This window comes from Sphingopyxis sp. USTB-05, from assembly GCF_023822045.1.
In the GTDB taxonomy this organism is placed as follows: Bacteria; Pseudomonadota; Alphaproteobacteria; order Sphingomonadales; family Sphingomonadaceae; genus Sphingopyxis.
The window spans coordinates 2,588,518-2,601,183 of record NZ_CP084712.1 but is presented as its reverse complement, the minus strand read 5'-3'; the positions used below and the strand labels follow the sequence as shown (position 1 = coordinate 2,601,183).

The 12,666-nt window shown below is 64.9% G+C and carries 12 protein-coding genes; 6 read left to right on the top strand and 6 right to left on the bottom strand.

Annotation, left to right across the window (positions count from 1 at the left end; all coding sequences use genetic code 11):
- Positions 1-43 precede the first annotated feature (43 nt).
- The 5 genes from aspS (at position 44) to KEC45_RS12020 (ending at position 5,346) form a co-directional block, all read left to right on the top strand.
- Entirely contained in the window at positions 44-1,834 is a 1,791-nt protein-coding gene (aspS, locus tag KEC45_RS12040; RefSeq protein WP_062179023.1) for an aspartate--tRNA ligase, read from the top strand.
- Positions 1,835-1,837: 3 nt separating this feature from the next.
- Positions 1,838-2,710 (top strand): alpha/beta fold hydrolase, encoded by an 873-nt coding sequence (locus tag KEC45_RS12035; protein WP_062179026.1) that lies wholly within the window; start codon positions 1,838-1,840, stop codon positions 2,708-2,710.
- Positions 2,711-2,776: 66 nt separating this feature from the next.
- Complete coding sequence (locus KEC45_RS12030; protein WP_062179028.1) at positions 2,777-3,715, top strand: hypothetical protein; 939 nt, start codon at positions 2,777-2,779, stop codon at positions 3,713-3,715.
- A gap of 83 nt (positions 3,716-3,798) precedes the next feature.
- Complete coding sequence (locus KEC45_RS12025) at positions 3,799-4,584, top strand: polyphosphate kinase 2 family protein (protein ID WP_062183698.1); 786 nt, start codon at positions 3,799-3,801, stop codon at positions 4,582-4,584.
- Between the two features lie 225 nt (positions 4,585-4,809).
- Entirely contained in the window at positions 4,810-5,346 is a 537-nt protein-coding gene (locus KEC45_RS12020; protein ID WP_062183700.1) for a J domain-containing protein, read from the top strand.
- A 572-nt stretch (positions 5,347-5,918) separates the two neighbouring features.
- Here the strand turns inward: KEC45_RS12020 and mtgA are convergent.
- Complete coding sequence (gene mtgA, locus KEC45_RS12015) at positions 5,919-6,599, bottom strand: monofunctional biosynthetic peptidoglycan transglycosylase (protein ID WP_062179031.1); 681 nt, start codon at positions 6,597-6,599, stop codon at positions 5,919-5,921.
- Between the two features lie 116 nt (positions 6,600-6,715).
- Between mtgA and KEC45_RS12010 the strand changes: the two genes are divergently transcribed.
- On the top strand, positions 6,716-7,516 hold the full coding sequence (locus KEC45_RS12010; protein ID WP_062179034.1) for a transporter: 801 nt from the start codon (positions 6,716-6,718) through the stop codon (positions 7,514-7,516).
- Positions 7,517-7,680: 164 nt separating this feature from the next.
- On the opposite strand, the gene KEC45_RS12005 is transcribed toward KEC45_RS12010, so the two are convergent.
- The 5 genes from KEC45_RS12005 to ilvC form a co-directional block, all read right to left on the bottom strand.
- Complete coding sequence (locus tag KEC45_RS12005; protein WP_062179037.1) at positions 7,681-8,934, bottom strand: adenosylmethionine--8-amino-7-oxononanoate transaminase; 1,254 nt, start codon at positions 8,932-8,934, stop codon at positions 7,681-7,683.
- 104 nt (positions 8,935-9,038) lie between these two features.
- On the bottom strand, positions 9,039-9,647 hold the full coding sequence (bioD, locus tag KEC45_RS12000) for a dethiobiotin synthase (protein WP_062179040.1): 609 nt from the start codon (positions 9,645-9,647) through the stop codon (positions 9,039-9,041).
- On the bottom strand, positions 9,644-10,780 hold the full coding sequence (locus tag KEC45_RS11995; protein WP_152682310.1) for an 8-amino-7-oxononanoate synthase: 1,137 nt from the start codon (positions 10,778-10,780) through the stop codon (positions 9,644-9,646). The genes bioD and KEC45_RS11995 overlap by 4 nt, the downstream gene beginning before the upstream one ends.
- A gap of 114 nt (positions 10,781-10,894) precedes the next feature.
- Positions 10,895-11,506, bottom strand: coding sequence for a DUF6151 family protein (locus tag KEC45_RS11990; RefSeq protein ID WP_062179046.1), 612 nt, complete (start codon positions 11,504-11,506; stop codon positions 10,895-10,897).
- Between the two features lie 40 nt (positions 11,507-11,546).
- Entirely contained in the window at positions 11,547-12,581 is a 1,035-nt protein-coding gene (gene ilvC, locus KEC45_RS11985; protein WP_062179049.1) for a ketol-acid reductoisomerase, read from the bottom strand.
- Positions 12,582-12,666: the final 85 nt, after the last annotated feature.

Genomic DNA, 12,666 nt, shown 5'->3' with positions numbered 1-12,666 from the left:
CGTTTTCCCGCGCGCCTTCCCGGACATTTGAAAGACGAACATAATGCACGCCTATCGCACCCACACATGCGCAGACCTTCGCGCCGCCAACGTCGGTGAGGAAGTCCGTCTTTCGGGCTGGGTGCATCGCACGCGCGAGCATGCGAATGTTCTGTTCGTCGATCTTCGCGACCATTATGGGATTACCCAGATCGTCGTGGAGACCGGGTCGGACCTTTATCCCACGGTCAACGCCTTGGGCCCCGAATCCGTTCTGACCTTCACCGGCAAGGTTGCCGCGCGCTCGCCCGAGACGCTCAACCCCAAGCTGGCGACCGGCGAGATCGAAATCTATCCGAGCGCGGTGACCGTACAGTCGGCCGCGGACCGCCTGCCGCTGCCCGTTTTCGGCGAAACCGAATATCCCGAGGAAATCCGCCTCACGAACCGCTTCCTCGATCTGCGCCGCGAGCGCCTGCACAAGAATATCGTGCTGCGTTCGAACGTGATTTCGTCGCTGCGCCGCCGGATGATCGACCAGGGGTTCACCGAATTCCAGACGCCGATCCTGACCGCGAGCAGCCCCGAAGGCGCGCGCGACTATCTGGTGCCCAGCCGTGTCCATCCCGGCAAATTCTATGCGCTGCCGCAGGCTCCGCAGATGTTCAAGCAATTGCTGATGGTCGCGGGCTTCGACCGCTATTTCCAGATCGCACCCTGCTTCCGCGACGAAGACGCGCGCGCCGACCGGTCGCCGGGCGAATTCTATCAGCTCGATTTCGAGATGAGCTTCGTCACGCAGGATGATGTCTTCAACGCGATCGAACCCGTGCTGCACGGCGTGTTCGAGGAGTTCGCGGACTTTGACGGCAAGGGCCGGACCGTCTCGCCGCTGCCGTTCAAGCGCATTCCGTACCGCGAATCGATGCTGAAATATGGCAGCGACAAGCCCGACCTGCGCAATCCGCTGCTGGTCCATGACGTCGGCGATTTCTTCAAGGGATCGGGCTTTGGCCGCTTTGCGACGATGGTCGAGGAAGGCCAGGTCGTCCGCGCCGTCGCCGCGCCGGAAACGCACGAGAAGAGCCGCAAATTCTTCGACGAGATGAACAATTGGGCACAGTCGGAAGGTTTCCCGGGCCTCGGCTACGCAACCCAGAAGGACGGGGTGTTTGGCGGCCCGATCGCCAATAATCATGGCCAGGAAGGCATGAAGGCGATCGCCGACGCGATGGGCCTCGGCCCGAACGACGGCATCTTCTTTGCCGCGGGCGTCGAGGCGAAGGCGGCAAAGCTCGCGGGCCTTGCTCGCACTCGCGTTGCCGATCAGCTCGACCTCATCGACAAGAGCCGCTTCGAATTCTGCTGGATCGTCGATTTCCCGATGTTCGAGGCCGACGAGGACACCGGCAAGATCGATTTCAGCCACAACCCCTTCTCGATGCCGCAGGGCGAGATGGACGCGCTGACGAGCAAGGATCCGCTGGATATCCTGGCCTATCAGTACGACATCGTGTGCAACGGCGTCGAATTGTCGTCGGGCGCGATCCGGAATCACCGCCCCGACATCATGTACAAGGCGTTCGAGATCGCCGGTTACAGCCAGCAGGATGTCGACACGAACTTCGCGGGCATGATCAACGCGTTCAAGTTCGGCGCGCCGCCGCACGGCGGTTCGGCACCGGGCGTGGACCGCATCGTGATGCTGCTCGCCGACGAGCCGAACATCCGTGAAGTGATCGTTTTCCCGATGACGCAGAAGGCCGAGGACCTGATGATGGGCGCCCCGGCGCCGGTCAGCGAAAAGCAGCTCAAGGAGCTGAGCATCCGGCTCGTCGACGGCCCGAAGAGCTAAGGCGTGAACGAACCCCGGGAGCACCGGCTGGAAACGCCGGAAGGCGACATCTGCTGGTTCGAATGGGGAGAGCGCGGTGCGGGCGCTTCGCTGCTGCTGCTCCATGCCACGGGCTTTCATGCCCGGCTTTGGGACCAGGTGGTCGCGGCGCTGCCGGCCGGGGCGCATGTCATCGCCCCCGACCATCGCGGCCATGGGCGCAGTTTCCGTCCCACGACGCTCGCCAATTGGGCGGCGACCGCCGATGTGCTGCTGCCATTGCTCGACGGGCTGGGCGGACACCCGATCGTCGGCTGCGGCCACAGCATGGGCGCCTATATCCTGACCCGGCTCGCGTCGCAGCGGCCGGCGGCGTTCCGCCATCTCGTGCTGATCGACCCGGTCATCATGGAGCCTGCATTTTACGAAGGCGAGGCCGCTGAGCCGATTCCCGACCCCGCCGAGCATCCCGTCGCACGCCGCCGCAACGCATGGACGAGCGCCGAAGAGATGCGCGCGCGCTTCGCCGATCGACCACCCTATGCGAACTGGGATCCGCAGGTGTTGGCCGACTATTGCACATATGGCCTGCTGCCTGCCTCGAATGGCGAGGGGCTGGAGCTTGCCTGTCCGCCGGCGCTGGAAGCCTCGGTGTACCAGAATGCGCTGCGCACCAGTCCGCACGAGTGGCTCCATTATCTTGCGCTGCCCTCGACAGTGATCCGCGCGCCCACCGGCGAGCGCGGCGGTCCGCTGGATTTCTCGCTGAGCCCGACTTGGACCGGCCTTGGCGCCGCGATCGGCGCCGAACGCGACGAATTATGGGCCGAGCATAGCCATTTCATCCCGATGGAAGCGCCCGCCCGCGTCGCCGGATTGCTCGCCGACCTGCTCTGACCTTCCCGCTTTGACAGGCACCGGTGGCTGCGATAGCCCCGGTCAGGGATAGTTGTCGGGGGTGAGATGTTCGACACGCGATTGGCGCTGGCCGCCGCTCTTCTTTGCTTTGCGACGCCCGCTGCGGCCGAGACGTTGACCATCGCTGGCAGCGAACCGGCCGGCGCGAACGTCAATGACCTGCTTCGCCTGTCGGTCGAGCGCTTCGAGGGCGAGGATGGTGCGGCGCTTGCGCAGCAGCTTGAGGCTGAACTTGGCGGCGCTCAGTTCGGCGGCCGCCCCTGGTATCGCATGATCGCTCCCGAATCGGGGGCACCGACCGATGGTCTCGTCACCGGCACGACGCGCGCCAGCGTCGATGAGACGCCCGTTACCGAAAAGCGCAAGCGCTGCGTCGAACCCGATCCCGCCGACAAGAAGAAATGCCTGAAGGAGGCCGAGGTCGATATCCGCTGCCGCCGCCGGACAGTCACCGTCGCAACCACCGCGCGGCTTGTCGCGATCGCCGACGGCTCGATCCGTTATACGCGCCCGCTGAATGCCCGCGACCAGATCACCTATTGCCCCGACCGCGCGGCATCGCGATCGGTCGACGATTATATCGAGGACGTTCAGCGCGATCACGTCAAGGCGATCCGCCGCGACCTTGCGCCCCGGGACTATGTCCTCGACGTCCGTGTCGAGGAGGGCACCAAGGGACTGGCGAAACCCGCGCAGGCAGCATTCAAAAATGCCGTCCGCCTGACCAAGAGTGACCAGCCGGCCGCCTGCGCGGCATGGACCGCGCTGACCCGCGACGCCGAGCCGACCGCTGCGCTTGCTTTCAACCTTGGCCTTTGCGCCGAGATGCAGCGCGATTTCGATGCGGCGGTCGACTGGTATGGCGAGGCGCAGCGACAGGGATTGCGTGGCAGCGCGATCCCCGAAGCGCTGGAGCGCGTCGAAGGCAACCGCCGCGCGCTGGCCGATTGGGAAGCGCGCAAGCGCCTGATCGGGCGCGAGTAAGGAAGCGCGCCGCGCCTGTCCCGGAACATGACATCGATGGATGATGCTTGGTAGGATCGCGCCGCATGCGCTACGGAGAGCATATGAGCATTTCCCTGTCCGACTATGAAACCGGCGCCAAATATGACGGCGACTATTCCGACGACCTCGCCGCGCTGGAAGATCGTCTCGAACGGCTGCAGGCCGCGCATATCATCCACGGGCAGCGCAGCATCGTCATGTTCGAGGGCTGGGATGCGGCGGGGAAGGGCGGCATCATCCAGCGGCTGACCGCGTCGCTCGATCCCCGCTATTTCGAGGTATGGCCGATCAGTGCGCCCAATGAAGAGGAAAGATCGCGCCACTTCCTCTGGCGCTTCTGGAAACGGCTGCCGGGCAATCGCGAAATCTCGATCTTTGACCGTAGCTGGTACGGCCGCGTCCTTGTCGAGCGCGTCGAGGGCTTTGCGACCGAGGCCGAGTGGCGCAAGGGATATGATGAGATCAACGAGTTCGAAGCGCAGCTGACCGGCAGCCGCACGAACCTCGTCAAACTCTTCATCCATATCACGCAGCAAGAGCAGGACGAGCGCTTCGCCGCGCGCCTCGACGATCCTTGGAAACGCTGGAAGACCGGCACCGAGGATTATCGCAACCGGTCGAAGCGCAAGGAATATCTCGCCGCGATGGAAGAGATGTTCGCACAGACGAACACCCGCTGGGCGCCGTGGAAAGTGATCGACGGCAATAACAAGAAGGCCGCGCGTATCGCCGCGCTGACGCATATCATCGAGACGCTGGAAGCCGCGGTGCCGATGACCCCGTCCGAGCGCGACCCCGCGGTGGTCAAGCTTGCGAGCAAGGCGTTCGGTTACAAGCCGAAGGACTGATCGAGCTTAAAGCGACAAAATATACGGACGTTCAGCTCGAAGCTGTGTCCTTTGTCGCTTTATGCGAAGGGCCTCATCGTGCGGAAAGTTGCGGGAAGAAATTACGATTGCAAAGAGCCGAAGCACATAGCTGGCACGGCGCGATAATGTAGGAAAGGCTATTTTTGCGCGGCTTTTTCGGCCGGCCGCCTAGCCAATTCGTCCGTCAGTCGCTACATGGGATCGATGAGCCGCGCCAAGAGATCCGATGACTGGGGTTTTCCCCGCTGGCGCCCCTATGGCTCGTCGCGCGAGACGCAGAAGGTTCGTCTTTGCGATCGCCACGGCTGCACGAACCCGGGCAATTGTCCTGCGCCCAAGTCGCCGAACAGCCCCGAACGCTGGTATTTCTGCGAAACGCATGCCGCCGAATATAATCGCGGCTGGGACTATTTCGCCGGCCTTTCCGCCGAAGATGCCGCGGCGCGTGCCGCCGAAGAGGAACAGGGCGCACGCAGCTATGCCCGCGCGCAGCATTATGCCTGGGGCGGATCGGGCGATGGCAGCCGCAGCGCCGACGAAATGCGCGCGCTGGAGGTACTCGACCTGGAACCCGACGCCGACTTTGAGGCGACGAAAAAGGCCTGGCGCAACCTCGCCAAGGAATGCCACCCCGATGTGAAGCCCGGCGATGCCGAAGCGGCGAAGCGCTTTGCGGCAGGGCAGGCCGCGTTCGAAGTTCTGAAGCAGGCCGAAGAACGGAAGAGCTGGAAGCCGGCGTAGGGTAGCGCCGTGGCGTCAGGGCCTGGGTATGGTTTTGGCTGGTTTCGACCGGTTGCGGACCTTTCCATCATCGTCACCCCGGACTTGATCCGGGGTCCCGCTTGAGGTCGAAGCCAGTGGGCGCCTCAAGAAGCGGGATCCCGGGTCAAGCCCGGGATGACGATAAGGCGGGGAACGACGCTTGCTGCCCTAGCTCGAACATAGCCCCTCACCTGAAGAGGAGGGGCCTTGGCAATGAAACGCCCGCTCTCCACCTCATTCCAGCCTTTGGGCACTGATCCGGGCGTAATGACCGGAACCGACCGGTTGCAGACCTCCACATCCTCGTCACCCCGGACTTGATCCGGGGTCCCGCTTGAGGTCCAAGCTGGTCGATGCGCAGGAAAAGCGGGATCCCGGGTCAAGCCCGGGATGACGAAGGTAGGAAAATGCCGATAGAGATGTGCACCCGGCGAAAGCCGGGGCCCAGAATTCCAACGCTAACTTTGCGCTTTTCCGCACTGGGCCCCGGCTTTCGCCGGGGTGCACGTAGGAACCGCAAACGCCCGCTCCCCACCCCATAACCGCCCCGCTCAGTAGACGCAGCCGTCCAGTCCGTCGCGGCGTACTTGCCCGATGCGCGCTGAGATCGTGTTGCCATAGCGGCGGGTGAAGCCGGACGGGCTCACCGCCTCGCGCTTTTTCGGGAGCGGCAGGATTGCGGCGATGCGGGCGGCTTCCTTTGGCGTCAATTTGCCCGCGCCATGGTTGAAATAGCGCTGTGCGCCCGCCTCCACGCCATAGGTGCCGATACCGGTCTCGGCGACGTTGAGATAAACTTCCATGATCCGCCGCTTGCCCCAGATCTTTTCGATCAGGAATGTGAACCAGACTTCGGGTACCTTGCGGACGTAACGCGTCCAGCCGCTGCCTTGCCACAGAAAGACATTCTTCGCGGTCTGCTGGCTGACCGTCGATCCGCCGCGCATGCGTTTGCCCTTGGCATTGCGTTCGATCGCCTGTTCGATCGCGTCGCGGTCGAAGCCGTCGTGGCTACAGAATTTGCCGTCCTCCGCAGCGATGACCGCGCGCACCATATTGCGGTCGATATCCGACAGGCTGGTCCAATCCTTGGTGATCCCGTTGCTGTCGGCCAGCATGGTGAAGGTCACCGGCGGCGGGACGACCGCATAGATGAGCACCCAAAGCACCGAGGCGAGGATGAACCAGAGCAGCCATTTGAAAGGCCGAAGATACCATGGGAGTTTGCGCATCTTTTTCGCGCGGGGAGGAGTTGCCATGCGGGCAAATTAGCCGCTTGCGATTTCGAGGCAAGCGGGCTTGATCTGGCGGGACGAAAAACAATGCACTCCGGCGGAGGAAGATTTGAATGTCGCTTCGATCTCTATTGCTGCTGGTCGCCGCGACCGCCGCTACGCCGGCCTTTGCGGACGAGGATCGCCGCGAGCTTTGCCCTGACCGACCGGGGCTCGGAACGCCTGCCTGCACGGTCGAGCCGGGAGCGCTGCTGTTCGAGATCGGACTGGCCGACTGGACACTCGATCGCACCGCCGACAGCCGGAGCGATAGCTGGACTTTTGGCGACGCCCTGCTGCGCGCGGGACTGACCCCGTCGCTGGAGGTGCAGCTTGGCTGGACGATGCTCGGCCATGCGCGCGAACGCGACCGGGCGACGGGCGAGGTGACCCGCCGGACACGGACCGGCGACGTGACGATCGCGCTGCGGCAGAATTTGCGTAATCCCGACGGGTCGGGCTTTTCGATCGCGCTGATGCCCTATGCCACGCTGCCGCTGGGCGGCGAGGGCGTCGGTGCGGGCGATTGGGGTGCGGGGATGATCGTGCCGGTCAGCTTCGAACTCGGCGATCTGTCGCTCGGTTTCACGCCGCATGTCGATGCCGCGGTCGATAGCGACGGCAATGGTCGGCATACGGCCTATGGCTCGGTTGCCGGGGTGGGGTTCGACCTGTCCGACGAAGTCTCGATGGCGGCCGAAGTGTCGCTGACCCGCGACCGCGACCCCGACGATCACACGACCGAGGCGCTGGCGGGGCTCTCGGCCGGATGGCAACCCGATGCGGACAGCCAGTGGGATTTGGGGGCGAACATCGGCCTCAATCGGGACAGCCCGGATGTTGAACTTTATTTCGGTTACGCGCGCCGTTTCTGAATGCCGGGTCTTGGTTTCGGCGCGGAGCGCGCGGGCACGCTTCACGAAGGAGCGGGACCCCGGATCAAGTCCGGGGTGACGATGATATGAAGGTTCCGATACCGGATGCATTCTCTTCCGCCATCCCGGCGTAGGCCGCAGCTCCGGACGTTTCCCGCCGTTGCTTACACGGCCTCGAGCGATGCGCCGATTGCGTTCCAAACCTGCGCCAGCTCGTCGGCGGTGATGCAATAGGGCGGCATGACGTAGAGCGTGTTGCCGAGAGGGCGGAGGAGGACGCCGTGGTCGCGGTAAAAGGCGATCAGGCGGGGGGCGAGGTTCGAGAGATAGCCTGCGTCCGTCACAGCGATGTCGAGCGCGGCGATGGTGCCGAGGCGGCGGGGATTGGCGACGCGCGGGTCGTGGCTGAGCAGCGACAGATGCGCGGCCTGTGCGTCGGCCAGGGTGTCGATGCGCTGCTGAACCGGCTCGTCGCGCCAGATTTCAAGGTTCGCATTTGCAGCGGCGCAGGCGATCGGGTTCGCGGTGTAGCTACTCGAATGATAGAAGGTCTTGGCGCGGTCGGCCGAATAATGCGCTTCGAAAATCGGCTCGATGCAGAGCGTGACCGCTAGCGGGAGGGAGCCGCCGGTCAGACCCTTCGACAGGCAAACGATGTCGGGGATCACCCCCGCCTGATCGCAGGCGAAGCGCGTGCCGGTGCGGCCCCAGCCGGTCATCACCTCATCGGCGATGAAAAGGACGTTGTGACGCGCACAGATGGCGCGCATCTCGGCGAGCACCCACGCGGGATAGATGAGCATGCCGCCCGCGCCGAGGATCAGCGGTTCGACGATGAAGGCGGCGGGCTTTTGAGCGCAGGCGGCTTCGAGCGCGTCGAGCGTGGCCTGTTCCATGCCTTCGTGCGGGAAGGGGATGGTGTCGACGTCGAAGAGCAAGGGCTGCCAGGCGCGGTTGTAGACGCCGCGCTCGCCGACCGACATCGTGCCGATCGTGTCGCCGTGATAGCTGTGTTCGAGGACGAGGATGCGGCTGCGCGGCTCGCCGATGTTGTACCAGTAGCCGAGCGCCATCTTGAGCGCCACCTCGACGCTGGTCGAGCCCGAGTCCGAGAAGAAGACGCGGGTGAGCGGATCGGGGGTGATGCGGATCAGTTCGGCGGCGAGGTTTTCGGCAGGCTCGTGCGTCCAGCCGGCGAAGATGAGTTGGTCGAGCTTTTCGGACTGGGCGCGGATCGCGGCCATGATGTGCGGGTGCGCGTGGCCGTGGGTGGTGACCCACCAGCTCGAGATGGCGTCGATCCAGCTTTGACCGTCGGCGGCATAGAGTTTGGCGCCTTTGGCATGGTCGATCAGCGGGATGTGGTCGCCGAGGCCGTGCTGGGTGAAGGGGTGCCAGACGGGGGAGCTATGGGTCATATCCAGATATCCGTTCGTGCTGAGCTTGTCGAAGCACCGCTCTTTCTTGGCGGCGGATAAGAGAAGGACGGCCCTTCGACAAGCTCAGGGCGAACGGTATCGGGTTAGGCGAAGTCGGTGAGGTCGAAGTTCGCGACGAACGCTTCGGCCAGCGTTTCCGGCGTCAGCGGATCGATGATCGGCAAGCGGCCCAGGCGGCGGACGCCGCTGATCTGCGCGATGATCGCTTCGCTGTCCTCCACCGCGTCGCCGAGGAAGGCGAGGCCGTGGATAGGGACGCCGCGCGCGCGCAGGGCCTCGATCGTGAGCAGGCTGTGGTTGATCGTGCCGAGGCTGGTACGCGCGCAGACGATGACCGGGACCTGCCATTTCGCGAAGAGGTCGGCGTAGAGGATCGAGCGCGTCACGGGGACGAGCGCGCCGCCGGCGCCTTCAACAATGAGGTCGCCGGGCGGCGGCGCGAGCGTTTCGACGACTATGTTAACATTGTCAATTTCGGCGGCCAGATGCGGCGAGGCGGGGGTGTTGAGGGGGTAGGCTTCCGGATGAACCCGCACGCCGGCGAGGCGCGCGACGACTTCGCTGTCCGTCTCCTCTTCAAGGCCCGACTGGATCGGTTTCCAGTATGGCGTAGCGGTGGCCTGCGCCAAAGCGGCGGAAAAGATGGTTTTTCCGATGCCGGTATCTGTGCCGGTAACGACGAAGCGCGTCATGCCGCTGCCATCGCCGAGGCAAGTGCGTCGGTCATCGCGTCAATGTTAGCTTCGTCAACATTGAGCGTGATTGCGATGCGCAAGCGCGCGGTTCCCTGCGCCACGGTGGGCGGACGGATGCCGCGGACATCGAAGCCCGCGTCCCGCAGGCTGCCTGCGATGCGCATCGTGCGGTCGTTGTCGCCGATGATGACGGGCAGGATCTGCGTGCCGCTGGCGGGGATGCCGAGCGGGACCAAGCGCTCTGCGGCGTGGCGGACGAGAGCGTGGAGGCGCGCCTGGCGCTCGGGCTCGTTCGCGACAATCTCTATCGCCTGACGGACGAGCCAGGCCATCAGCGGCGACGGCGCGGTCGAGAAGATGAACGGGCGACCGCGGTTGACGAGGAAGTCGCACGCGATTGCGGGGGCACAGAGCAACGCGCCCTCGGCGCCGAGCGCCTTGCCGCAGGTGTGGAGCGTGATCAGATTGTCGCGGCGTGCGAGGCTGTGCGCGAGGCCAGCGCCGCCGGGGCCGAACACGCCGGTTGCGTGCGCTTCGTCGACGACGAGCACCGCGTCGTAGCGGTCGGCGACCGCGGCGAGATCGACGAGCGGGGCGCGGTCGCCATCCATGCTGTAGAGGCTTTCGACCGCGATCCACGGCGTGCCCGCGCCGCCCCCCGCGCGCCAACGGGCGATGATGTCGGCGAAGGCCTGCGCGTCATTGTGCGTGGCTGCGACATGGCCGGCGCGGCCGAGCTTCATCCCGTCATGGGCGCTCGCGTGGATGAGTTCGTCGTGGACGACGAGGTCGCCGCGCTGCGGAAGCGTGGCGAAGAGCGCGGCGTTGGCGGCGAAGCCTGTCGCGAAGAAGAGCGCGGCCTCGCTGCCATAATGGCGCGCGGCGTGTGTTTCGAGCGCTTCATGCTCGGCGTGATTGCCGCGCAGCAGGCGCGAGCCGCCCGAGCCCGCAGGAAGGCCGCGTTCGATGCCCGCGGCGAGCGCGTCGCGCAGCGCTTCGCTATCGGCGAGGCCGAGATAGTCGTTCGAGGCAAAGTCGCGGCCCGCGCGCGGCGCAAGGGTGCGGCGACGGCTGTCATGCGCGAGCGCCGCGAGATCGGCGCGGTGGGCGGAGAAGGGAGAGGTCGCCATCTTTGTTTCCTTATTCGTCATTGCGAGCGAAGCGAAGCAATCCAGAGCAGCGCAAGGCCACACTGGATTGCTTCGCTCCGCTCGCAATGACGGAGTTTGTTATGCCTGGGACGGTCATTGGGGTTGGGTTCGACCCCCCGTCAACGCCTGCCGTTCTTCGGCGGTCAGGCGGTGCGGCGTGGCGATTGGCTCCAGCGTCTTTGCGTCGAAAAGCGGCGATCGGCGCCGATCGCCCGAAACGAGATCCTTGATCGCGCGGATGAAAAAGCGGCGCATCAGGGTCGGCGTGCCCAATTTGGGCAGGCCGCTGGCGTCGCCGATCGCGTCCTGCGTGAAAAGATGGCCGCGCGGCGGGCCGAACGCCTCCGCGCGCCGTGCCGGATCGCAGGCGGCGGTCAGGATCGTGATGAAGGGGAGCTTGCCGTTCTTGAACGTGTTGAACAGCGGTGTGCGGCAGCAGGCGGCATACCAGCGCAGCGTCGGCGCGTCGGTGAGGTGGAGACAGGCTAGCTGATCGCGGCCGGTATCGATCCGCATGCGCGCGCATCGCGTCTGATAAAGTGCGGTGCCGCCGTGCGCGTCGAGCAACTGCTCGTGGTCCAGATGGCGTGTGAGGTTCTGGCAGTCGGTGCAGTGGCAGACGACATAGTCGCCTTCGCCCGAAGCGACGCGCATCGCTCCGGTAACGGTGGCGCAATCGCAGGCGAAGGAGAGGTCGGTTGCCATGGCCCGGCCCTAGCTCCTCGCCCGCGATTGCGAAAGTCCGTCAGTTGACGTTCTTGTCGACCAGCTTGTTCTTCGCGATCCACGGCATCATCGCGCGGAGTTCGGCTCCGGTCTTTTCGATCGGATGCGCGGCAGCCGCCTTGCGGCTTGCCTTCAGTTCGGGCTGGCCGGCCTGATTGTCGAGTACGAAGTCCTTCACGAAGCGGCCCGAGGTGATGTCGGCGAGAACGCGCTTCATCTCGGCCTTCGTCTCGTCGGTGATGATGCGCGGGCCCGTCTTGATGTCGCCATATTCGGCGGTGTTCGAGATCGAATAGCGCATGTTCGCGATGCCGCCTTCATAGAGAAGGTCGACGATCAACTTGGTTTCGTGGAGGCACTCGAAATAGGCCATTTCGGGAGCGTAGCCCGCCTCGACCAGCGTTTCGAAACCCGCCTGGATAAGGTGGGTGACGCCGCCGCAGAGCACGGCCTGTTCGCCGAAGAGGTCGGTTTCGCACTCTTCCTTGAAGGTCGTCTCGATGATGCCGCTGCGGCCGCCGCCGACGGCCGAAGCGTAGGAGAGGGCGAGCGCCTTGGCGTGGCCGTTGCCGGCATTGCCGCTGGCTTCCTGTGCGACCGCGATCAGGCACGGGACGCCGCCGCCGCGCTGATATTCGCTGCGCACCGTGTGGCCGGGGCCCTTGGGCGCGACCATGAAGACGTCGATGTCGGCGCGCGCCTCGATCAGGCCGAAGTGGATGTTGAGGCCGTGCGCAAAGGCGAGTGCGGCGCCGGGCTTCATGTTCGGGCCAAGGTCATCGGCATAGATTTTCGCCTGATGCTCGTCGGGCGCGGCGACCATGATGACGTCGGCCCACTCGGCGGCTTCCTTGTTCGAAAGCACCTTGAAGCCCGCGCCTTCGGCCTTTTTCGCCGTCGCCGAGCCGGGGCGCAGCGCGATCGCGACGTCGCGCACGCCGCTGTCGCGGAGGTTCTGTGCGTGCGCATGGCCCTGGCTGCCATAGCCGACGATGGCGACCTTTTTGCCCTTGATCAGATCCTGGTCGGCGTCGCGATCGTAATAAACCTGCATAGTCTTCTTCCCTATTTCTCTTCCGTCACCCCGGGCTTGACCCGGGGTCCCGCTAAACGACGGTGGAAAGCGGGACCCCGGATCA